Source organism: Streptomyces sp. NPDC044003, from assembly GCF_056435185.1.
This window is the reverse complement of record NZ_JBWKFA010000019.1, coordinates 1-20,946: the sequence shown is the minus strand read 5'-3', so window position 1 is coordinate 20,946 and position 20,946 is coordinate 1. Positions and strand designations below refer to the sequence as shown.

General features: G+C 70.9%; 17 protein-coding genes and 4 pseudogenes. 9 read left to right on the top strand and 12 right to left on the bottom strand.

The genetic code is table 11. The features are described from left to right. Nucleotides 1-56: 56 nt before the first annotated feature. Together AC07AW_RS39550 and AC07AW_RS39545 are read right to left on the bottom strand one after the other, a co-directional pair. Nucleotides 57-698: a TetR/AcrR family transcriptional regulator gene (locus AC07AW_RS39550; protein ID WP_478820310.1), complete on the bottom strand. Its 642-nt coding sequence runs from the start codon at nt 696-698 to the stop codon at nt 57-59. Continuing rightward, nucleotides 695-2,191 (bottom strand): MFS transporter, encoded by a 1,497-nt coding sequence (locus AC07AW_RS39545; RefSeq protein WP_478820309.1) that lies wholly within the window; start codon nt 2,189-2,191, stop codon nt 695-697. The genes AC07AW_RS39550 and AC07AW_RS39545 overlap by 4 nt, the downstream gene beginning before the upstream one ends. Nucleotides 2,192-2,366: 175 nt before the next feature. On the opposite strand from AC07AW_RS39545, the gene AC07AW_RS39540 reads away from it, so the two are divergent. From AC07AW_RS39540 to AC07AW_RS39520, 5 genes and pseudogenes are all read left to right on the top strand, one after another. Continuing rightward, nucleotides 2,367-3,101 (top strand): hypothetical protein, encoded by a 735-nt coding sequence (locus AC07AW_RS39540; RefSeq protein WP_478820308.1) that lies wholly within the window; start codon nt 2,367-2,369, stop codon nt 3,099-3,101. Nucleotides 3,102-3,172: 71 nt separating this feature from the next. Next, the gene (locus AC07AW_RS39535; protein WP_478820307.1) at nt 3,173-4,531 is read left to right on the top strand and encodes an FUSC family protein; all 1,359 of its coding nucleotides are present in this window, start codon (nt 3,173-3,175) and stop codon (nt 4,529-4,531) included. A gap of 49 nt (nt 4,532-4,580) precedes the next feature. Beyond that, nucleotides 4,581-4,936: pseudogene (locus tag AC07AW_RS39530) on the top strand (pyroglutamyl peptidase); the annotation flags it as partial. A gap of 283 nt (nt 4,937-5,219) precedes the next feature. Next, the gene (locus tag AC07AW_RS39525; RefSeq protein ID WP_478820306.1) at nt 5,220-5,453 is read left to right on the top strand and encodes a hypothetical protein; all 234 of its coding nucleotides are present in this window, start codon (nt 5,220-5,222) and stop codon (nt 5,451-5,453) included. 687 nt (nt 5,454-6,140) lie between these two features. Then, the gene (locus AC07AW_RS39520; RefSeq protein WP_478820305.1) at nt 6,141-7,409 is read left to right on the top strand and encodes a hypothetical protein; all 1,269 of its coding nucleotides are present in this window, start codon (nt 6,141-6,143) and stop codon (nt 7,407-7,409) included. A 37-nt stretch (nt 7,410-7,446) separates the two neighbouring features. On the opposite strand, the gene AC07AW_RS39515 is transcribed toward AC07AW_RS39520, so the two are convergent. The 4 genes from AC07AW_RS39515 to AC07AW_RS39500 all read right to left on the bottom strand — a co-directional run bounded on the left by AC07AW_RS39515 (nt 7,447) and on the right by AC07AW_RS39500 (nt 12,609). Then, a complete protein-coding gene (locus AC07AW_RS39515; RefSeq protein ID WP_478820304.1) occupies nt 7,447-8,352 on the bottom strand; it encodes a hypothetical protein in 906 nt (301 codons plus the stop codon). Between the two features lie 71 nt (nt 8,353-8,423). Continuing rightward, a complete protein-coding gene (locus AC07AW_RS39510) occupies nt 8,424-8,840 on the bottom strand; it encodes a hypothetical protein (RefSeq protein WP_478820303.1) in 417 nt (138 codons plus the stop codon). A gap of 135 nt (nt 8,841-8,975) precedes the next feature. Beyond that, a complete protein-coding gene (locus tag AC07AW_RS39505) occupies nt 8,976-9,944 on the bottom strand; it encodes an ArsR/SmtB family transcription factor (RefSeq protein WP_478820302.1) in 969 nt (322 codons plus the stop codon). A 355-nt stretch (nt 9,945-10,299) separates the two neighbouring features. After that, a complete protein-coding gene (locus AC07AW_RS39500) occupies nt 10,300-12,609 on the bottom strand; it encodes an N-acetylmuramoyl-L-alanine amidase (protein ID WP_478820301.1) in 2,310 nt (769 codons plus the stop codon). 163 nt (nt 12,610-12,772) lie between these two features. On the opposite strand from AC07AW_RS39500, the gene AC07AW_RS39495 reads away from it, so the two are divergent. Continuing rightward, a complete protein-coding gene (locus AC07AW_RS39495) occupies nt 12,773-13,537 on the top strand; it encodes a class I SAM-dependent methyltransferase (RefSeq protein WP_478820300.1) in 765 nt (254 codons plus the stop codon). Here AC07AW_RS39495 and AC07AW_RS39490 read toward each other — a convergent pair. Both AC07AW_RS39490 and AC07AW_RS39485 read right to left on the bottom strand, forming a co-directional pair. Further along, nucleotides 13,507-13,889, bottom strand: a pseudogene (locus AC07AW_RS39490) (transposase family protein); the annotation flags it as partial. The gene AC07AW_RS39495 and the pseudogene AC07AW_RS39490 sit on opposite strands and share 31 nt — an antisense overlap. An 88-nt stretch (nt 13,890-13,977) precedes the next feature. Next, on the bottom strand, nt 13,978-14,367 hold the full coding sequence (locus AC07AW_RS39485) for a hypothetical protein (RefSeq protein ID WP_478820299.1): 390 nt from the start codon (nt 14,365-14,367) through the stop codon (nt 13,978-13,980). Nucleotides 14,368-14,487: 120 nt separating this feature from the next. Here AC07AW_RS39485 and AC07AW_RS39480 point away from each other — a divergent pair, with 120 nt between their 5' ends. Next, nucleotides 14,488-16,887, top strand: coding sequence for an ATP-binding protein (locus tag AC07AW_RS39480; RefSeq protein WP_478820298.1), 2,400 nt, complete (start codon nt 14,488-14,490; stop codon nt 16,885-16,887). A 283-nt stretch (nt 16,888-17,170) separates the two neighbouring features. On the opposite strand, the gene AC07AW_RS39475 is transcribed toward AC07AW_RS39480, so the two are convergent. Further along, nucleotides 17,171-18,112 (bottom strand): hypothetical protein, encoded by a 942-nt coding sequence (locus AC07AW_RS39475; RefSeq protein WP_478820297.1) that lies wholly within the window; start codon nt 18,110-18,112, stop codon nt 17,171-17,173. 471 nt (nt 18,113-18,583) lie between these two features. Between AC07AW_RS39475 and AC07AW_RS39470 the strand changes: the two genes are divergently transcribed. Then, nucleotides 18,584-19,126, top strand: coding sequence for a flavoprotein (locus AC07AW_RS39470; protein WP_478820296.1), 543 nt, complete (start codon nt 18,584-18,586; stop codon nt 19,124-19,126). Between the two features lie 366 nt (nt 19,127-19,492). On the opposite strand, the pseudogene AC07AW_RS39465 reads toward AC07AW_RS39470, so the two are convergent. Together AC07AW_RS39465 and AC07AW_RS39460 are read right to left on the bottom strand one after the other, a co-directional pair. After that, nucleotides 19,493-19,585, bottom strand: a pseudogene (locus tag AC07AW_RS39465) (DUF6228 family protein); the annotation flags it as partial. 25 nt (nt 19,586-19,610) lie between these two features. Next, complete coding sequence (locus tag AC07AW_RS39460) at nt 19,611-20,009, bottom strand: PIN domain-containing protein (protein ID WP_478820295.1); 399 nt, start codon at nt 20,007-20,009, stop codon at nt 19,611-19,613. 136 nt (nt 20,010-20,145) lie between these two features. Here AC07AW_RS39460 and AC07AW_RS39455 point away from each other — a divergent pair. Then, a pseudogene (locus AC07AW_RS39455) lies at nt 20,146-20,277 on the top strand (IS630 family transposase); the annotation flags it as partial. A gap of 6 nt (nt 20,278-20,283) precedes the next feature. On the opposite strand, the gene AC07AW_RS39450 reads toward AC07AW_RS39455, so the two are convergent. Next, nucleotides 20,284-20,754, bottom strand: a complete 471-nt coding sequence (locus AC07AW_RS39450; protein WP_478820294.1) for an N-acetyltransferase family protein — start codon at nt 20,752-20,754, stop codon at nt 20,284-20,286. Nucleotides 20,755-20,946: the final 192 nt, after the last annotated feature.

Genomic DNA, 20,946 nt, shown 5'->3' with positions numbered 1-20,946 from the left:
CGCAAGCTACCAAGACGAACGGCGCGATCGGCGGGCGAAGGCGACCGTACCGCCGCTCAGCTCCCGTCGACGAGGTGCTGGATGCCGGGGGCGTAGAGGTCCGCGAGTCGATCGGCGGTGGTGTGCGCGGTGGCGCCGTCAGGGCGATGGAGGCTCAGGGTGGCGCCCAGGCCCAGGAGTTGGCCGGCGACGAGTTCGGCCCGCAGTCGGGCGTCGGGGCCGGTGAGGACGGCGGTGAGGCGGTCGGTGATCTGCTCGCGGAAGCGGGAGCGCAGCAGGGTGCGCTCGTCCTCGATGCCGAGGGAGAAGACCACACGCAGGAGCGGATCGCCGCGGAGCCGGTCGCGGAGGTCGATCATGGTCAGGACCAGGTGCCGGCCGAGGTCGGGAAGCGGAGCGCTGAAGAGTTCGGCGGCGGCCGGGCGGAAGTCGACGACCGTGTTGAACAGCGCTTCCTTGGTGCCGAAGCGTTTGACGATCAAGGAGGGGCTCACCCCGGCCGCCGCGGCGATGCCGCGCATGGTCACCTCGGCGTACGGCTTGAGCGTGAACGCCCGCCGTGCGGCGCGGATGATGGCATCGCGTCCGGTCTCCGGGCCGTCTTCCCCTCCGTCCGCGCGGAGTTGCCCGGCTTCCCGGCGGAGGGTTCTGTCCGTGTCGGCCGTGGCCGGGGAGGTGGGTTCGTCGGCGGTGCTCATGCGTTCCCTCGGACGGCGCTGGTGGGCGGTGACACCGTGACCGTACCGCCCGGCCGGTCGCCGTCGCGCGGAGTGCCCCGGCCCGGCCGGTCGGCCGGCAGGAGGAGGGTGACGACGAGGGCGGCAAGCGCCGCTCCGGCGGCGATCAGGAAGATCAGCAGGTAGGCGTGGAGCGTCGGCGCGGTGCGGCCGTCGGCCACGAAGGTGACCCGGGCCAGTACGGCGGTGACCACGGCGCTGCAGCAGGCCTGGCCGACGGATCGCATCAGCGTGTTGAGGCCGTTGGCCGACGCGGTCTCGCTCACCGGGACGGCCCGCATGACGAGGACGGGCAACGCGGAGTACGCGATGGCGGTGCCGCATGCGACGACGGTGGCGCCGGTGACGATCAGCCAGAGGCTGTGGCTGGTGAAGAAGCGGACCAGGTAGCCCAGGGTCATGACGACTGCCGCGAGGGCGAGCGCGACGCGGGGCCCGTACGTGCCGGATATCCGCGCCGAGAGAGGAGACAGGGCCACCATCGCCAGCCCGCCGGGCAGCATGCAGAGTCCGCTGACGACGAGGGAGGCGCCGAGGCCGTAGCCGGTGCTCGTGGGTTCCTGCACGAGCTGGGCGGTGACCAGGGAGTTGGCGTAGAACGAGAAGCCGATGAGCAGAGCCGCGACATTCGTCAGCAGCATGGCGGGCCGGGCGGACACCCTCAGGTCCACGATCGGGGACGGGGTCCGCAGTTCGTACCGGCCCCAGAGCAGACCGACGGCCACCGAGCCGCCGAGCAGGCCGAGCGTCAGCGCGGAGGTCCAGCCCCAGCCGGAGCCCTGCGTGATCACCAGGAGCACACCGACCAGGAAGACGGCGAGGCCCAGCGTGCCCGGCACGTCGAAGCGTCCCCGGGAGCGCCCGCCTGAGTCCGGCACGATCCCCAGTACGAGCAGGAGGTCGAGCAGACCGAGTGCGGCCGATGCCCAGAACATGGTGTGCCAGTCGAAGTTCTCCGTCACGACGGCGGCCAGGGGCAGGCCGATCGCCGCGCCGATGCCGAGCGTGGAGCTCATGAGCGCGATCGACGGCAGGACGCGCTCGGCGGGGAGTTCGTCGCGGATGATGCTGATGCCGAGCGGGATCACCGCGAGCGCCGCGCCTTGGAGGGCCCGGCCGGTGATCAGTACGCCGATGTCGGAGCTGACCGCACAGAGGACGGAACCGAGGGTGAGCACCGCGAGCGACGCGAGAAGGACCCGCCGCTTGCCGTACATGTCGCCGACCCGGCCGAGCACCGGAGTGAACACCGCACCGGTGAGGAGGGTGACCGTCACGAGCCAGCCCGCGGCGCGCGCGCTGGCTCCGGTCAGCTCGGGTATGTGCGGCAGCAGTGGTACGACGAGGGTCTGCATGACGGCGACGACCATGCCGCAGAAGGCGAGGACGGGGACGACGAGCCGGGAACGGAGGTTTCCGGATGGCGTGCCGGGTGCGGATGCGGCGGTTGTCATCGTGCTCCAGGGGAGGTGCGAGAACGGGAGAGGGCGGGGGTGCACACTTGTTCACCCCCTAGGGTGAACAAGTGTGCACCCCCGGTCAAGGCCGGGGCCCGGCACCTCGCCACGCGCCACCTCGCCACGCCCCGTCCGTCGTGCCGGGAGCGGTGGGGCGGGTGATGCTGGGGGCATGGGTGGTGCGTTCCCGCGAAGACCGTCGCCCGCCTACCGGGCGGCGGCGCGGGGGGCTCTACGCGTCACGATCACCGCCGCGGCCGGGTTCTACGTGCTCCTCTACGGCTTCGACTCGGCGATCGCCGCCACGTACGCGTTGTTCGGCGCGATCGCCATGGCCGGTCTGTCGCGTCTCCCCGGCTCCGGGCGCCAGCGGGCCACGCTGCTGCTGGGCGTGCTGCCCGTGTGCTGGGTGCTGATCACGCTCGGCACGTACCTGTCCGTGAGGACGTGGAGTGCCGTCGTCGGGATGCTGGTCGTCGGGTTCGCGCTGGCGTTCATGGCCGTCGGAGGACCACGATGGGCGGGCGCGGCGACGGGCCTGCAGCTGATGTACATCCTGCCGTCGTTCCCGCCCTACGACCCTGGTTCGCTGGGCGAACGCCTGGCGGGGGCGACCTTCGGGCTCGTTCTGCTGATCATCGCCGAGATGACTCTGCTGCCCGAGCCGGCCGCCCTGCCCTACCGGGAAAGGGTCGCCCGGGCCGCCGATGGTGCCGCGCGCTGCGCGGACCGGCTGAGTTCCGCCCCGTACACGCTGCCGGAGGACACCCGGCGCGCCACCCAGGCTCTGAGCACGGGGCTTCGTTCCTCCCACGTCCCGGAGGCGGAACGGCCGGCCGGAGCGGGTGTGCGGCGAGGGCGCTGGCGCATACGGGGCTGGCGACGCGCACCCTGCTCGGCCGGCTGACGGTGTTGCCACCACCTCCCCGGGGTGCGGCGACAGCAGGAGGTTCGGACCCGCTGCGGGCGGTGGGGGACGTGGCGAGGGAGACCGCCGCCCGGCTACGGGGCGGAAACCCGGACGGCCGGGCGCACGCCCACCTGCGGCAGGTCCGTCAGGCGCTGACAACAGCCGAGGACGCCCCTCCTGCAGTGCTGCGACGCAATGCGGCCCTCCTGGAGGTGACGGACGCGGCGCTCGCGATGTCCACCGCGGCCGACATCGCTGTACGGGGCCGAGTGGCCGACGCACCGGCGCCGGGCCGGTTCTGGTACGCGCGGATGCGGGCGCCACAGTTGTGGTGGCGGCGCCTTTCGGGCCACGTCGGCGGCCGGTCGGTGTTCTTCCAGAACGCCGTACGGATCAGCCTCGCCCTGGCGGCGGCCCGGTTGATCGCGGGCATCGACACCCTCCCGCACGGCTTCTGGGTGCTGCTGGCCACCCTGACGCTGACCCGTACGACCGTACGGGAGACCCGGACGACCATGCGGACGGCGCTGACCGGCACGCTCGTCGGTGCGCTGGTCGCGGCAGTGCTGCTCGCGCTGGTCGGTACCGATATCGAGGTCTACGCGGTGGCACTGCCCCCGCTGATGCTGGTCACCTTCACGCTGGGGCCGGTCAAGGGAGTCGGGTGGGCGCAGGCACTGTTCACGGTGGTGGTCGCCCTGGTCTTCGCGCAGCTGGCGCCGGCCACCTGGCAGCTCGCCGAGTTCCGGCTGCTCGACGTGCTGACCGGCAGCGTGATCGGGGCGGTGTTCGGGCTGCTGGCCTGGCCGCGGGGCGCCCATGACGAGTTGCGGCGGTCGGTCGCGGATCTGCTGCGGATCGCCGCGGAGATCGTCGTGGCCACGACGGGACAGATCGCGGCGGGCGGACGGCGCGAGCCGGTGCCCACCGCCCCGGGCCACCGGTCGCTGCAGCACGCCCTGGTCCTGGCGGAGTCGGCGTACGCGCAGTACCAGAGCGAACCCAAAGGGCCCCTCCCGCCGCCGGTCGGCCAGGACTGGCAGGCCGCGCTGATCGCCGGGCACCACACCCTGTGGGGCGCGGACCGGCTGCTCGTACCTCTCGAGCCGGTCGTGCTTCCGCCGCTGGGGAGAGAGGCGGCGGAGTCCGTTGTCCGAGCGGGTGACAGGGTCGCGGCGGGCATGCTGCTGACCTCCGCCCGGATGGACCCCACCGGGGACATGGTGGGGACGCCGGCACCACTCCACGCCCCGACGGCCTCCGCCTCGATCGCCGAAGACCCGCCCGGTGCACCGCGTGCGTACTACGCGGCCGTGTCCTGGTTGGCCTCACTGACGACGGACCTGGCACGGCTCGCAGGCGACGGCGGCAGCGACGGCGTGAGTGGCCAGGCGGGCACCGGCGATGGGCCTGCGGCGGCACCGTAGCCCGAGTTCCTTTGCGAAGGTCTGCTTCTGACGGGACGGGGGACGCGGGACCTTTCCGTACGGGGCGACCACGGCGGCGTCCGCTGGCCGCTGTCCGGTGTACGACAACCTCGGTGACAGAACTGCCGGCCGAGTCGGGCACGCCTGTGGCCGCTCCGACCGGCTGACGCCCTGCTCCGCCGCCCGTGCGGGCGCCGGTGGGAACTACCTGTCCAACGAGATCGCCCACCGGTCCACTCTGCTGCGCGACCGCCTCGGCCTGAGGGACCTGCCCGGCGGTCATGTGCACACGCCGGTCCTCCAGTTCGACCCGGCCAACACCGATCTGGTGACGGAAACGGTCACCGAGCCGAGTTCGTACGGAACCGGCCCGAAGGCGTGCATCGACAGCCCGAGCCACCGTGACGAGCCGGGCGGCACAGCGCCGTTGGACCGGCCGTTGATGGCCGCTACAGGTGCAGCCGACCCGACTTGGCTGTGCACGTCTCGTGCCTGGCAAATGCGATGTCAGGCGGGGAGGGAAATTCTCAACGGGCAACTGAAAAGCATCGTTTCTGCGGTCGCATGGCCTCGTGATCTTCTTTCCGGCAATGGAGTGAGATGGCGTGTCCCTTTGCTCCTGTGCGGTGTTTGATGGGCGCGACGGGCAAATTTCTGCCACGTCTATCGGAGATCTTGAGGAGTAGCTATGCGTTCTCTGGCCGCGTCTGTTCTGGCCGTGGGCATTCTGCTGGGTGGCGCCGGTGCCGCGCTCGCCCACGACGGCGTCGGAATCGGAAGCTTCTCCGAGGGCAGTGCCGACTACAGCTCGCACTGCTCGGCGACCGGTGTTCCGTCCGTGTACGGAACCATTTTCACCGCCTCGTGTTCGGAGGCGGGCTGGGAAGAGGGCGCGGAGTTCGCCTACCTCGGCGCCCACTGACCTGCGGCCACGCCCGGCGACGGGCGTGCCTCTGTATCACCTGCGCATCCAGTGCTCTTGCACGGTCTGCCGCAACGGCCCGCCCTCGCATGCGAGGGCGGGCCCTCGTTTGTGTGGTGAGCCGCCAGTGTTCTCCCACAGCCATCGGACTGTTCCGCGCCTGCGAGGGGATGGTTTCGGGGGCCGCGCGCGAGGCATGCCGTGCGCCCTTCACCTCTGGGCGGAGGGTGCAGTTCTGTCCGGACGGATGGTCGTGGCGGTTTGGAGTGGCGCTGGGTGTTGGCGTGCCGCGTCCCTTTCGGGTAGGTCAATTTCCTATGCTGGGAGATCCGCTGATCTGTGTGCGGCGATCAATATGATCGGAAAAGTCGAGTGACTCGCCAATCTGTGGCCGCCCCTTTGCCATGAAAGTGAGACCGCCGACTCCCCAGCGGAAGCACCCGCATCTACTCCCCGCTTGCGTGATGGGCCTGTTGAAGTGTACGGGCGCCCGAGGTCGCCCACGCTCTGACTCCCTCCAGGGGAGGGGGACGAGTAATACCGGCGTGGCGTTTCGCATACGGAAATCGACTGGCGGATCGTCACCGTGTCCGAGCCGGACGCCGGACCGGCTCTCACATGGGATCGGTGATCATGAGACAGAGGTTCACGTACGGCCTGCCCCTCAGAAGCATTCTCCTGGCAGGAGTGCTCACCCTGGCGCCCACGGCCGGCGCCGAGGCCCAGTACGACCTTGGGCAAGCCGCTGTTCCAAGGCTTTCCATCAGCAAGGTCGCGGACGCCGCCTCGGTCAACTCCGGATCCCCCATCGGCTACACCATCGTGGTGACCGGTCAAGGGTCGGGCACTGTTGTCGGCGCCGCCCTGACCGACCCTCTGCCGGCGGGTGCCGGTGTGCAGTGGCAGATCGCGCCGTCCTACCGCGGACCGGGAACGTGCACCCTCCAGGGGTCGGCCGGAAGCCAGAGCCTACGCTGCGCCTTCGGTAACCTGCGGCAGGGTGCCCGAGCCGTCGTCCACGTCGCCGGTGCCACGACGACAGAGAGCTGCGGAACCTACCCGAACACCGCGACGGCGGCGGCGCGCAATGCCCCGCCCGTCCACGCCTCCGCCTCCATCACGGTCGTCTGTCGGCCGTCGCCGCCCTCGTTGAGCCTGGCCAAGACCGCGGACGCCGCGACAGTCGACGCCGGCGACCAGATCGGCTTCACCATCACAACCCACAACGGCGGCGGCAGCGACGCAACCGGCGTCATGGTCAGTGACCCGCTGCCTCTCGGCCCCGGCATCAACTGGACGATCGACCCGCCCAATCCCGCGTGCACGATCAACGGAGCGGACGATTCCCAGACACTGTCCTGTTCCTACGCCGACCTCCCCGCCGGAGCGAGCGACGCCGTGCACGTCCTGAGCCTCACCACGTTCGAAGGTTGCGGGACATACGACAACACCGCCGGCGTCGCCAGCGGCAATGGCGGCGGAGCGCGGGCCACGGCCGGTACCACCGTGCTGTGCCCCTCCATGATCCTGGGCAAGACAGCGGATGCCCTGGCGGTCGACGCCGGGGACCAGATCGGCTTCACGGTCACCGTCGACAACGGCGGCCCGGGGACGGCCAGGAGCATCACCTTGAGTGACCCACTCCCGGCGGCTGCGGGCGTCGACTGGTCGTTGAGCACCGCCGTCACCGGGTGCGTGATCAGCGGCGTGGCCGGGAACCAGGTGCTCGGCTGCGAGTTCGGCGACGTGCCGTCCGGAGGATCGGTCTCCGCTCACGTGGTCAGCGCCACGACCGCGGACAGCTGCGGAACGCACGTCAACGCCGCCACGGCCTCCGCCCCCAACCAGACCGGTGCCCAGCGTGCCTCGGCGTCGACGACCGTACTGTGCCCCGCACGGGCCGCCCGCATGCTCGCTGATGCGTCGCCCGTCCAAGCCGGGAACCCGATCGGCTAGATGGCCATCCCCTTGGCGCCACCCCGAGGACCACCCGTCAGGGCGCCGGGAAGGAGAGGACCACGCCGTACCGCTTTTCGGCGGCTCGGAGGTCCGGTACGAACGTCTGCCGGAGCGTGCGGAGTTCGGTGGCGTGTTCGGTGAGGAAACGGGCCCGCAGCCGTTCGCGTGCCGCCACACGGACGGACTCCACCGGGCGCATGCACGTGGCGTACGCGTGGCCGAGGGCGTGGTCCTCGCGGCCGGCGTCGGCCTCGGTGGCTGCCCGCTGCACCCGGCGGTCGACCTGTGCGAAGAAGTCGTCCTCGCTCTCTGCCCGTACGCCTTGGCCGGCCAGACACGCGGGCAGGTCGGCGAGGGCGGCGAGCGTGGCGGGGTCCTTGCGCAGGGTCGTGAGCTGCTGGAACCAGCGCTGCTGGAGTTCGGTGTAGGGCTTGCGGACCGTGTTGGCGGCCGCGCCGCCCTCGGTCTGGCAGCGGCGGATCTCGGCGGCGTCCCCTGTACGCGCGGTGGCGGAACCCGGGTCGGGTACGGGCATGGGGACGTCGGCACTCCGGCTGAAGCCGTGGCGTGCGACGAAGTCCAGATCAGGCAGTTCGAAGAGGCGGATGAAAGCGGGCGGCGGCAGTTCCCCCGGCAGCGCGAAGCCGCCCTGCCGGGCGCACGAAGCCGCTTCGGCGTGCGCGATCTGCTGCGCGAAGGCGTCGAGGCCCTGCGTCCAGCGGGTCTCGTCGCCCGCCGTCGGGAACAGCATGCGGGTGGGGTCGTCCGGCAGGACGTGACCGACCCGGGCCGCGGCGACGGAGACCACGGCAGGGGCGTGTGGTGGTGCCTGCCGTGAGGGCTGGGCGGTAGGGGCCGCCGAGCAGGCGGCGGCGAGGGCAGCGGTGGCCGCCGTGACAGCGATGCGGCGGACGAGCCGGTGCCGAATCGTTCGACCCATGTCGGTCCACTCCTCCTGGCTGATCGACTGTTCGGCTGATCGACTGTTCGGCGACGGCCACCGGGCCCGGGTCAGTGCGTGATGGTGACGGAATCGCCGCCGTCGTAGTAGCTCGCCACCGTGAACGGCGTGCCGTCGCTGACGTCGGTGCACAGCCAGTACGTGGAGTCGTTCACGCTGTGGGAGCCGTCCGAGGCCCACACGTACCCCTTGGAGCAGGTGCTCCAGGTGCCGCTGGAGCTGCGCAGCCGGCCGGCGTACCGGTCGCCCGCGGTGGACGTCGAGTCGTTCGAGTAGGTCAGGTTGAGGTCGCCGCAGGTGCTGGTGGACGACTTGTAGCGGATGGTGCCGACGCCGCCGTAGGCGCCCGTGGTGAGCGACGAGGCGACGCAGGACGAGGTGGTGGCCGAGGCCGTCGGAGCGATCGCCGCGCAGGTCGCCGCGGCCGAGACCAGCGCGAGTGCGCCGGCGACGATGGTGCGCTTCATGGAACCCCCATCGGTAGTTTGAGTCCGTGGTGGTGCTGGGCGTGCTTCGCGGAGAACTCTCGCAGGGCGCCGCAAGCGGTTCCACGACCTTCGACCCTGCTCGAATAGCCCACGTCAGGCGGCGGAGCGCGGCCTTCAACGGCGCAAGAGTGCCGCTCCCACCGGGGTGAGCGTGTGCAGGACGGTGTTCAGGGAACGGCGCGTGGTGATGAGCCCCGCGTCGCGCAGCACGCCGGTGTGGTGGGCGGCGGTGGCCGGCGAGACGCCGAGCATGCGGGCGAGTTCGCTGGTGGTCGCACCGAGCGTGAGGGCTTGGAGCGCGGCGGCGCGAGTACGGCCGAGCAGCGCGCAGAGGGAGGCATCGGAAGGGCAGCCGGGCTCGGGGCGGCGGGTGTCGTGCAGCGGGTAGACGAGGACCGGCGGCAGGCTGTCCTCGGCGAGCGCGATGGGAGTGCGCCAGCAGAAGTAGGAGGGGACGAGACACAGACCGCGCCCGTCGAGCCGCAGGTCACGGTCCACGACGTAGTCGAGCTCCAGGACCGGGTGCCGCCAGCGGGCGGTGGTGGTCAGGGCGGCGAGGAGTCCGTGGACGCCGGTGTCGAGGGCTTGGCGGCCGCGTACGGCCCGTTCGCCGGCGATTCCGGCGGCCATGTGGTCCTGGTACGGCGCGATGACGGCCTCGTGGTAGGCGCACAGCAACCCGAGGAGTTCCCGTCTTCGCTCCTGGGCGACGAGACCGCGGGCCCAGGCGGTCGTACCGCTGACCCCGTCGAGCAGCCGCAGTTCGTGGTCGATGCGCGCGGCCGGAGTGTCCAGGATGGCGGCGGCTCCCGCCTTCATGCCGGCCATGGCCTCGTACGGGGTGAGGAAGTCGGGGAAGTACGCGGCCCGGGGAAGGAGTGGGACGAGCAGTCGTCGCACGGCACGGCCCAGCGGCGTGGCGGCGACCGGGCCCCAGCCATCGCGGAACCAGTCGGCGTAGGCCCACCGGCCCTGTGAGGTCTGAAGGCGGTGGAGGCTGCACACGATCTCCCAGAACGGATCCGGGTTGGTCACCACCTTGATGCGTGCGAAGTCCTCGGGTGTGAAGTGAATGCGCAGCACGGAACTCGTCCCCCGTCCCCCGTCGACAGCGATCCCGGCGACGGATCCTGGCACCCGCGGCGGCCGAAGTCATCCCATTGGGCGGCGGCGCGTGTCGGTCCCTGTCGGAAAACCGTCGGAAGACCGCCGGGGGCCGCACGCCCACACGGCCGCACGGCTCAGTCCGTGGTTGCGCGCGCAGTAGGTGACGCGGTCCGGGATCGCGGCTGCCAGGACTTCCAGCGGTGCGCCATGCCGTTGGTCTCGGATGTTCCATGTCGTTGGTCTCGGGATGCGCCGCCGGTCCGGGAAGCCCTGGAAGGTTGTCGGAGCGACGGCGCGCCCGCCGAGCGAAGGACCGTGACTTCTGCGGGCCTCAGAAGAAGTTCACGGGGCGGAACCATGCGTAGTCGTTGGTCAGGTTGGTGGCGATCCGGGGCTTGAAGGGTTTGCGGTAGTCGCCGGTGCCCGTGTACGAGTACGTGCCGCCGATGGCGTCCATGGCGAGCAGGTCACCGCGTCCGTCGCCGTTGCCGTCGCCGATGCCGACCAAGTGCGGATACACGTTCCAGCCGCTACCGATCCTCACCCGGGGAGCGAAGGTGCCGTCTCCCTTGCCGAGGTAAAGCCACAGCACACCGTCCTTGTCGCGTGCGAGGAGGTCTCCGGCCGGGCCTCCGGCGATGTTGCCGGTGGCGGTCAGCTGGTTGTAGATCCCCCAGCTGGTGCCGATCTGCTGTCGGGGCGAGAAGGGTGCGTTGACGTTCCCGGTGGCTGCGTAGAGCCACAGGCCGCCCGACTTGTCGGTGGCGACGAGGTCCGCCCGGCCGTCGCCGGTGAGGTCGGAGCCGCCGGCGAGTTGGTTGTAGATCTGCCAGCCGCCGCCGATCTTCACCCGGCCCAGGAAAGGGGTGTCGCCCTTGCCGGAGCCCTGGTGCAACCAGAGAACACCGCTGGTGTCCCGGGCCACCACGTCGCCCACTCCGGTGCCGGCGACGTCCCCGACCGATTCGGCGCGGTCGTAGATGCTCCAACCGCGCCCGACCTGGGGGAGGTAGTCCAGAGCCCGTCGGACTCCGTCACCAGACGCTGTCTTGTTGGTGTCGCCACGCAGAAGCGTGCCGTAGGCGTTGAACAGCAGGACGTCGGGGGTTCCGTTGTCGTTGTAGTCGTGCGGGGCAGTGGCCCGGTTGACCGTGAACCGGCCCGAGGCCTTCACCTCCGGCCCGATGCTGTCGTCCGGGCGCGCGATGATCTCCCAGGTGTAGGAACCGTTGTACGCGGCCTGCGTCGGGCTGATCGGGTTCGAGCCGTCCCAGCGCCAGCCGATGCGCTGACCGTCCCGGTAGCCCTCGTTGACGGCGGCCGGATCCGTGGACCAGATCCTCCGCGACGAGCGCTCGCCCGTCCGCTCGTGGACGAGTATCAGCCACACGTCTGTGTCGACCCGGGAGAAGTCCCAGCCGAGGTCCATGCCCTGGCCGATGCGGTCGAAGGTGATCGTGGCCGGGACACTCGTACCGAGATACTTCACGGCCGTGCTCTGCCCCGTCGACGCGACGAGCTCGGCGACCGGCTTGCCGCTCTCGCCGAGCGACACCCGGTAGAGGCCCTCGTCCCGGTCGAGGGTGCCGCCCCGGACCAGAAGGGAACCGTCTGGGGTCGTCACGGCAGAGGAGTAGTGGGTGAGGACTTCGACGGTCTCACCCGTCTCCGGGTTTCTGGCCAGGAAAGGCCGCCCGGGCGGATACGGCCCGCGGTTGTCGATGGCCATCCGGTAGCCCGAGAGCACCCAGCCGCCGAGCAGCTGGATACTCCTGGGATTGAAGCCGGGGCCCTCGACGTACCGCACGTCGGCGGAACCCCTGCGGGCCACGGCGATCCGGCCCTCACCGCGGTCGTTCAGTTCCTGCCAGGCGACATGCGTCGTGGAGACGGCATTCGGCGACCAGCCCCGTGTGTCCTGACGCACCTCCACCGCGGCGCCCGTGGTGAGGTCGACGACAGCCATGTCAAAGAAATCGCCCAGGGGCGTGTTGCAGTTGAAGACCGCGAGGCCCGGTGCGTGGGCGTCCGCGAACCAGCAGTCGCCCGTCGGGAGACCGGTCACCTCACGGTCGGTCGTACGTCCGTCGGCGACCGTCACGAGCCGGGTTTGCGTGGCGACTTCGTCCTGCAGGACGTGCACGATCAGGGCCGAGCCGGCCATCCCGCCGAAAACGTAGTTCTGGCCGAGCTCACCGAGGTCCACCCGTACTGGTGCCGCCGACGGCGTGGCCATGTCGTGCACCATCAGGACCCGGCTCTCGCTGGGCTCCGGGCCGTCCCCGGTCACCACGAAGTCGGAACCGCCGCCCGCCGCCCAGCCCGGCAGCACGGTCGACGTGCCGTCGGCGTACCGCGTCCAGCGGTACTCGGGCTCGGCGCTGCCGGTGACGTTGGTACGCGACAGGAACCCGGTGGCGCCGGCGCTGACAACCTCCGCGTTCAACGGGAACGGCACGACGGAGTCCTGCTCGGTCACCGTCGCGGTCGCGGTCGCGTCGGCGTCGGTCGTGTCGGCCGCAGTGACCGGCGCCGGGGCGGCGGTGGCCGGGCTCACGACCAGGCTTCCCCCGGTGGCCGCGAGGGCGGCGGTGACGGCGGTGGCCGTGAGTCTGCGGCCGGGCATGCGCACGTACTTCATGATCTTCCCTCCCCTTGGAAGAGTGGAGGGTAGCCGGTGCCCGGGACCGCTTGCGCGGAAGGGTGACTCCTTTGAGGTCTGCGGCATGCGGTCTGCGGCATGCGGTCTGAGGCATGCGAAGGCGTTCTTGTTCGGGTGTGACCCCTGCGTGAGGATCGGTCCCATGAGCCGTGTCTATGACGATGAGCGACTGGCGGGCGCCTACGAGCGTGGCAATGAGATGCCCGAGGCCTCGCTGCGGGCCTGGGTCGAGCTGATCGCTTCCCATGTGCAGCGGTCGTCGCCGTCCATCGTCGAGATCGGATCGGGGACAGGGGTCTTCGCGGCCGCGATGGCGCGCCGGATCGAGGGAAGCCAGGTGATGGCCGTCGATGCGTCCGAGGCGATGCTCGCCGAGGCCCGACGGCATCATCCGCATCCCGCGGTGCGGTATGTGTCGGGGGAGGCGGAGGCGGTGCCCGCCGATGCGGGCGCCTTCGACCTGGCCTTGATGTCCCGCGTGATCCATCACATTCCCGACCGCACGCGAGCGGCCCGGGAACTGGTCCGTGTGCTGCGCGTCGGCGGGAGAGTGGTCGTCCGCACCACGTTCCGCGAGCGGCTGGATGCGCTGGTGTACGCGTACTGGCCGGAGCTCCGGACGGTCGACGAGCGGCGGTTCCCGGGCGAAGAGGAAGTGGTGGCCGACTTCGTCTCTGCCGGGTTCACCCTGGATGAGGTCACCTCCTTTGCCCAGCCGGTCGCGGCGAACCTGGCCGAGTACCACGCCAGGCTGGTCGGCAGGCCTCAGTCGAAGTTCACCCATCTCACCGATCAGGAGTTCCACCGGGGCCTTGTCCGCCTGGAGACCGAGGCCCGGTGCGAGGCGTTGGACGAGCCCCGGCCCGTCCTCGAACGCTACGACGTGGCGGTGTTCTCCCGCTCGTGACAGGCGGTTCGTCGCTTCAGGCGGCGGTAGCCGATGAAGCTTGCGGCCGTGCCGACGAAGACCAGGAAGTGTGCGGCCTTGCATTCATCACGGCGGTGCGGACGTCGGCAGCCGGCCGGCTGGGACACCGTCCGTTCGACCACCCACCGTTGGCGGCCGAGTCGTTGTGAGGACTCGACCCGCTTGCGCGCGATGCGGTGACGGATACCCTGCCGATGCAGCAATCGGCGCAGGTAGTCGTAGTAGTAGTCCTTGTCCGCGTGCGGTTTTCCGGCCGCCGATGCAGGGGCCCGCGGCGCGACCGGATCAGCGGGATGCCTCGCACGAGCGGATCCAAGCCCTGACCGTCGTGACGAGGACCAGGGTCTGTCCGGCGGAGCAGGACCGGACAGACCCAGAGTCATGGCTCCCTCCGGATCAGGGCCGGTGCGCCCCCCGACTCACGGGCCGAAGACGCAGGCCGGCATCCCGGGCGAGTAGCCGTCCTCGGCGACGGTCGGGGTGCCGATCCACCAGTCGTAGACGTAGCTGCCGTCGCTGAGCCTGTCCCAGGTGGTGAACGGCCTGCCGTACTGGGTGTGGACTCCGTCCCAGCCGCCGTTGTTCACCTGGCAGACCACGTACACCATCGATCCGTAGTTCGCGGAACCGGTGACGCGGGCACCGTAGTCCGCCCATTCACGCTTGAACACCCCGTCGGTGGCGTTCACCCGGTACCAGCCTTCACCGTTCGCCGTGTTCTCGGTCGCCTGGGCGGCCGGGGCTCCGGACCAGACCAGGGACGCCGCCACCACAGCCATGGCGCCGGCCGCTCGTACACGCCAACTCACCAGCGTTCTCCTCTCCGCATTCACGTCCTTGTCCCCTTCTGCCGGGGAATGCCTTGAAGTGAATCCGGCCGGACCGGTCGGTCACTAGCGGATCGACCACTCCCCGACCAGACTCCGACCATGCCCACGCCCATGGCCGACACCCTCCCGCAGCGCCGGCGCCTCGCCCTCACCCTGCGCCGCGTCCGGCAGGAGCGCGAGCTGTCGCAGCGTGCCCTGGCACGACTCCTGCATCTCAGTTCGCACACGTCCGTCGGAGACTGGGAGCACGCCCGGCGTGTACCCTCCGACGACATCCTGGGCCTCTACGAGCGCCGCCTGGGGTTACCGGAAGGGGAGTTACGGAGCGTCCGGCGCGAGCTGCTGGCCGCCGAGGCAGCGCGCAACGTCGCCGCAGCCATCGCTTCGGCAGCCACAGAGACAGCCGCCGTCGCTCAGGCAGTCACAGAAACACCCGCCATGGCTCAGGCAGTCACACAAACACCCGCCGTCGCTCAGGCAGCCGTTCAGCCGGCCGCACCGGTAGCGCCTGGCCCCGGCCCACTCGTCCCGACGACCGCCGCCCTGCCGCCCGCCCCGATCGACTTCAGCGGACGCGCCGACGACGTGGCCGAACTCCGTACCCTGCTAGCAGGCCCGGCATCTGCGCCGGTCCTCGTGTCCGGACCGCCCGGCGTCGGCAAGACCACCCTGGCTCTGCGCGTCGGGCACGCGACGGCCGACCGGTTCCCCGACGGGCATCTCTTCGCCGATCTGCAGGGCACCCGGGCCGAGGCCGGCCCCGCTGCCGCGCTCCACACCCTGCTGTCAGGACTCGGCGTCCCGGACCAGCGGATCCCGGCCGACGTCCCGGCGCGCTCCGGACTCCTGCGCACCCTCCTCGCCGAGCGGCGGGTGCTCCTCGTCCTCGACGACGCCGCGAGCGAGGCCCAGGTCAGACCGCTGCTGCCGGGCAGCGGCGGCTCCCGGGCGCTGGTCACCAGCCGCTCGCGTCTCTCCGGACTCGCCGGAGTGCACCGCCTCACCCTCGACCCACTGCCCGACCAGGACGCCCGGGCCCTGCTCGCCGCCATTGCTGGTCCCGGCCGGACCGCGCGCGAACCCGACGCGGCCACCGACATCCTCGCCACCTGCGGCGGGCTGCCGTTGGCCGTACGCATCGCAGCAAGCCGGCTGGCCGTCTCCCCGGCCTGGAGCCTGGCGCACCTGTCGGCGCAGCTGCGGGACGAGCGTACCCGGCTGTCCCTGCTGAAGGCCGGAGACAACGATGTTCGGCAGGCCTTCGCCTGCACCTACCGGCATCTGACGCCCCTGCAGGCGCGGCTCTTCCGCCTCCTCCCGCTCGTCCCGGCCCGGCACACCGGGACGGAGGCCGCCGCAGCCCTCCTCGGCCGCGACGGGCGGCATGCCGCCACGGTGCTCGACGACCTGGCCGAGGCCGGGCTGCTCACCCCCGCCCCCGTACCCGGCCGCTGGCAGACCCACGACCTGCTGCGGCTGTACGCCACCGAGCAGTCCGCCGCACAGGACCGGCCCGCCGCTCGGGCCGCGGCAGCCCAGCGGCTGCACCACTGGCTCGTGGAGACCGCCCACCGAGCCGCCGGTGCGCTGTCACCCGTCCGTACCGCGTTTCCCGGAGGTGAGCAGGCCGCGCTGGCCTGGCTCGACAGCGAACACACCACCGTCCTCGGTCTGGTGACGGCCACCGTGAGCACCCGGGGATGGCCCGTCGCCCTCGACACCCTCGTCACGGCGCTCAGCTGGTACTTCGACCGGCGCTGCAGCTGGGAGGCCATGGCCGCGGTGGGCCGGGCCACGGCATCCCGGGCCGAGCGCGATGTGGAGCGGGCCGCCGGGCTCAACGCGCTCGGCCTGGCCCGTCTGGAACAAGGCCGGTACGCGCGGGCCGTCGAGCACCACCAGGAGGCGCTGGCTGCCGCGCGGCGGGCCGGTGACTGGTACCAGGAGGCCGACGCCCTGGCGAAGACCGGACTCGCGTACTGGGGCCTGGGCCGCTACTCCGACGCCGTCCGCTGCCACCGAGCCGACGTGGACCTGGCCCGGGCCAACGACGACCGAGGGCGGGAGGCGAGCGCGCTCAGCCACCTCGGCACGGCCCTGCGGCTGGAGGGGCGGCCCGAGGAGGCGATCGCGGCGCTGGCTCGGGCACGGGAGATCTGGACCGGTCTCAGCAATCCGCGCGGGATCGCCATGGCCGACTATCGCACCGCTTGCGCCTACGCCGACCAGGGCCGTCACACGGAGGCGCTGGCCACCGCGCGCGCGGCGCTCGACGTGTTCCACGCACTCGAGGACGCCTGGGGGCCGGCCGGCGCCCACCAGGTCATCGGCCGCGCCCTGGAGGGGCTCGGCCGGCAGACCGAGGCGGCCGCGGCGTACCGGCACGCCATCGAACTGTTCATCGCCGTCGCCGACACCCGCCGCGGCGAGCAGACCGCGCTGGCGCTGCGGGCGCTGCAAGAAGGGAACGGCGCGCACCCTGTCGCCCCGTTCCTCTGACCAGCCGGCCCGTTCCACCGAGGGATAAGGAACGGGGCACCTGCCGCGCGCACGACGTCGGTGTACGGGTCGAGGCGATGCCCGACGGCCGCTGCAGGGCGCTGTTGACCGAGGCGACGGTCGAGCCGTGCAGCTCGGCGACCTCGCGGGCCGAGAAGGCCCGCATGGATCATCTAGCTTTCGGCCCTGCAGCCGCCGCATTGGCATTGCCGGGAGTTCGGGTGCCGGCCCGGCCTCGGTGCTGCAGACGATCTGCCCCGGCACGACCCATCTGCGGCCCGCTTCAATCGTGTTGCAGGGTGTAGATCTCCCACGAGTCAGGGTCGCCGATGAAGACGTACAGCTTCGGGTGTTCGCGGGTGCCGTAGATGCTCCAGCTGTCCATGCCGACGGGACAGGTGTCGACGGTGACGTCGACCTGCTGGGAGTACGGGCCTTCGGCGGGGTCGTAGGCCCAGGTGCCCGTGCCGGTGCACTCGCGGACCACCGGTTCGAAGGAGTCGATGGAGTCGAAGTCGAACGTGTCGACATGGCTTGCCCTGGCTTTGCCGTCCGCGGCGAGGGTGAGGGTGCCACCCTTGCCGTCGGAGTAGGTGCCGACGATCTGCTCCGCGTTCAGCCGCGGAAGCTCGTACCCGATCCCGGCGAACAGGGCGATGCCCGCGAGGGTGAAGGCGGTGACGGCGGCGAGCGTTCCGTACAGCGCTACCCGCCCGAACATCGCGCGGCCGGAGAGCGGCGGGCGGTTGGGCAGCAGCAGTCTGCGGGCGACCAGGGCAGGGACGGAGAGCGTGGTGGTGGCCATGAGCCATCCGCTGAGGCCTGCCAGGAGGGCGGCCTTGGTGAGGACAGCCACGGCCAGGACCGGTGGGGCGGTCGTGGCGGCTGCCGCGACCGGGACCCACCACCACACCTCGCGGCCCGAGAGCGTGCGGCCGAGCCAGGCGGCCGCGGCCAGAAGCGGCATGACCACGCTGACCGTTACAAGGGCTCCGAGGACGGCTCCGGCCGCCGCGATGAACGGCGCGGCGATCACCATCAGGACGAGCCCCATGGCGTTATAGGGCAGTGGCGGACGCTCCTGGGTCTGATCCCACACGTAACTTGCGATGAACCCGATCACGGCCTCGACGAACAGCACCGAGACGGAAGCCGTCAGGACGGCACCGAATCTGTCCTTCGCCCGCGCCTGTGCCGGCGTCCCAATCCGCATTTCTGAACGCATTCAAATCCCCTCCGGTCCGCATCATGCACCAAGGCAGCGTCTCCCTGCCCGGTACCGCCGCGCCGAGCAGGCGTTCACGTGCTGTGCCCGCATCGTGGCGAGCCGTCCCTTGCCGCGGCAGTTGTCGGCGTCTCGGTCACCGCCGGCCGCGACGAGGAGGCCGCAGCACTGCTGGCGGCCGCACCGGGCGCACGTGTTCCGGAACCCCGCGGTGAAGCCGAGGTCTCGATCGCGACGTGGCGATCGGCTGCTCGCCACGGTCCTCGAACCGAGTGCCAGGGCCGCAGTGATCCCGGATCGCTGGACAGGCGCCCGGTCGACCCGTGCCACGGTGCGCGTGCAGGCGGAGCGGTGGGAGGGCGGCACCGTGTCGGTGCACCACTACGAACACGGAGGCGCCGGTGTCACGCTCTCGTGGGACTGCGCCGAAGAAGCCGCTAGTCTCCTGGCCCCCGACGAGGGAGACAAGTGATGAATGACCAGCCGAAGAAGCCTTTCCTGTATGTCGTCGTCTGCGCTGCCGGCATCGCCGGCGACGCCCACCAGCTGATCAGCGCCGCGCAAGTCCAGGGTTGGGACGTGGGTGTCGTCGCAACTCCCCAAGGGCTCGGCTTCCTCGACACCGGAGCGATCACCCGGCAGACGGGATACCCGATCCGTTCGGCCTGGCGCAGCCCCGCCGACCCGCGCCCGCTGCCGCCCGCCGACGCGATAGCTGTCGCGCCGGCGACGTTCAACACGATCAACAAGTGGGCAGCCGGCATTGCCGACACCCTTGCCCTGGGCATCCTGTGTGAGGCGTACGGCATGGGCGTCCCGACTGCGGTCCTGCCGTACGTGAACGCCGCAATGGCCGCACACCCGGCGTACGGCCGGAGCCTGGACCGGCTGCGGGACATGGGTGTGCTGATCGGGTCGCACGAGCCGCACGGGCCCAAGGCGGGTGGGGGAGCGGACCGCTTCCGCTGGGAGGAAGCGCTGGAGTTGTTGGACGGTGAGATCGACTGGACGTGAACCGTAGTGCGCTCTCACGGTGCGCCTGGGTGTCCCGTCCCTGTGGAGGTGGGCCATCCCGGTGCGCCGACCTGGGGTGGTTCGGATCGACGGAGACGGTACAGGCTGGCTCGTCTCGCTCAACCTGAGCAGTGTGCATGTCCGGGCTGCGTGTCTTGGGGGTGCTGGTGAGGGCACCAGAGGCGGCGGAGGGCTGCGAGCTCGGTTCGGGGGAAATGCTCATCCCGCTTACCTCGGTAGCCGCTCTCGCCCTAGGTCTGTGCGACCTCGTTGAAGCAGCGGATCACGGCGCGGGCGAGGTGGTCAACACCGAGCTGACCCGACCAGATCTGGGTTCTCTTGTCCAGGTGATGTGCATGCCGGATGTCACGGCTGTTCCTGGGTGAGGAAGTTGCGGGTGTCGGCCGCCAGGGAAGCCATCTGCTCGCCGGCCTCCAGCCAGGTGGTCACCGAGGCGCCCCAGCCGCCGTCTGCCTACCTGATCCTAGGCGGACGCCTGGGGGAGACTCCGGGGACCCGTACAGCGGGCGCCCACCTCCTCCACCCGTCGGCGCAGTTCGCGGTCGGCCGTGACCACCAGGCACGGCCGACCGCTCGCGCTCCTGGCAAGTTCGGTGATCAGGTCGTCGCCGCTGCCGGGAGCTTCCTCGACCCGGACGCCAGGCACGGAGGTGACGCCCCGTGCGCGGCCCTCGACGACCAGGACGATCTCGTACGGACCCGGGTAAGGGGCCTCGGTCGGGCCGCCGGTCGCGGCGAGGCGGTCGCGCAAGCGCTCGGCGGCCGCGCGCCGGTCGCGCCACCAGCCGTCCGGCACCGATCCCACGACGTTGGCCCCGTCCACCACGAGCAGAGGACGAAGGGACGGGTTCTCAGGGCTCATGGCCCCAGGATCTCAGGCGGCGACGTCTTCGAGGACGCGCCGTTCATGGTGGGCAGGGGCATTCGTTGTCGAAGGTGCTCAACGAGGGCGCAGGGGCTCGCCAGCGCGACTGAGAGGACTGAGGTTCCTGTGCGGGGCGGCCCTCCGCTGGCGCAACCAAAACGCCCGCCACCCCGACGTGCTGGCCGCACAACGACGCGAGCGCGCCCGCGTCCGCAGCGAGAAGGGCATCCGTGGGGGCGGACGCCCCGTCGCGCAGGCGGCCTGAGCATCCTCAGGACCCCTGCTCTTCAGGCCGCCACAGGTACCGAACGTCCGGCTCCCGTTCCTCGTTGCGGTGACCGTCGGTGCACTCGGCAGCGACGAAACCGTGCCGCTCATAGAAGCGACGTGCCGGCTCGTTGACCTGGAACGTCCACAGCGCCAGCCCCGCCGGACGACGCTGCTTCGCCAGATGCAGGAGGCGGCCGCCGATGCCCTGGCCCTGCCAGGCCGGATCGAGATAGAGCTGGTCCAGGTCTTCGCCGTCCAACACCATCAGCCCGACCACCGCTCCGTCGACCGTCGCCACCCAGGTCTCCAGGCCGGGCACGACCACCTCCCGGAACCAGGACCGGACCTGGTCGTCCGAATGAGCTCGACGCACGCGCGGAAGCGCCGCCAGGAAGGAACGCAGCCAGACCTCGGCCACCGCAGCAGCGTCGGAGTCGACCGCACGACGGACGACACAGTTGTTGATCTCCACAGCGCCGCATGCTCTCAGACACACAGCATGGGCGCATCCGACTTCCCCGCGACGCTCGGACCTGAACGGAACCTGGTGAACCTATGCGGTCAGAGCACTAGTAGTGCTTTGTTAGGTGGTGTCGTAGGGCTGCCATGGGACGGTCTGTCGGCAGGTGGGGCAGGTGCCGGTCCAGGTGGCGATGAGGTGCTG

What these genes read in the sequence shown, in the direction of transcription:
- AC07AW_RS39550 (WP_478820310.1), bottom strand. Translation starts at nt 698, where the DNA reads ATGAGCACCGCCGACGAACCCACCTCCCCGGCCACGGCCGACACGGAC.
- AC07AW_RS39495 (WP_478820300.1), top strand. Translation starts at nt 12,773, where the DNA reads ATGAGCCGTGTCTATGACGATGAGCGACTGGCGGGCGCCTACGAGCGT.
- AC07AW_RS39470 (WP_478820296.1), top strand. Translation starts at nt 18,584, where the DNA reads ATGAATGACCAGCCGAAGAAGCCTTTCCTGTATGTCGTCGTCTGCGCT.
- AC07AW_RS39540 (WP_478820308.1), top strand. Translation starts at nt 2,367, where the DNA reads ATGGGTGGTGCGTTCCCGCGAAGACCGTCGCCCGCCTACCGGGCGGCG.
- AC07AW_RS39510 (WP_478820303.1), bottom strand. Translation starts at nt 8,840, where the DNA reads ATGAAGCGCACCATCGTCGCCGGCGCACTCGCGCTGGTCTCGGCCGCG.
- AC07AW_RS39475 (WP_478820297.1), bottom strand. Translation starts at nt 18,112, where the DNA reads ATGCGTTCAGAAATGCGGATTGGGACGCCGGCACAGGCGCGGGCGAAG.
- AC07AW_RS39500 (WP_478820301.1), bottom strand. Translation starts at nt 12,609, where the DNA reads ATGAAGTACGTGCGCATGCCCGGCCGCAGACTCACGGCCACCGCCGTC.
- AC07AW_RS39525 (WP_478820306.1), top strand. Translation starts at nt 5,220, where the DNA reads ATGCGTTCTCTGGCCGCGTCTGTTCTGGCCGTGGGCATTCTGCTGGGT.
- AC07AW_RS39480 (WP_478820298.1), top strand. Translation starts at nt 14,488, where the DNA reads ATGCCCACGCCCATGGCCGACACCCTCCCGCAGCGCCGGCGCCTCGCC.
- AC07AW_RS39545 (WP_478820309.1), bottom strand. Translation starts at nt 2,191, where the DNA reads ATGACAACCGCCGCATCCGCACCCGGCACGCCATCCGGAAACCTCCGT.
- AC07AW_RS39515 (WP_478820304.1), bottom strand. Translation starts at nt 8,352, where the DNA reads ATGGGTCGAACGATTCGGCACCGGCTCGTCCGCCGCATCGCTGTCACG.
- AC07AW_RS39460 (WP_478820295.1), bottom strand. Translation starts at nt 20,009, where the DNA reads ATGAGCCCTGAGAACCCGTCCCTTCGTCCTCTGCTCGTGGTGGACGGG.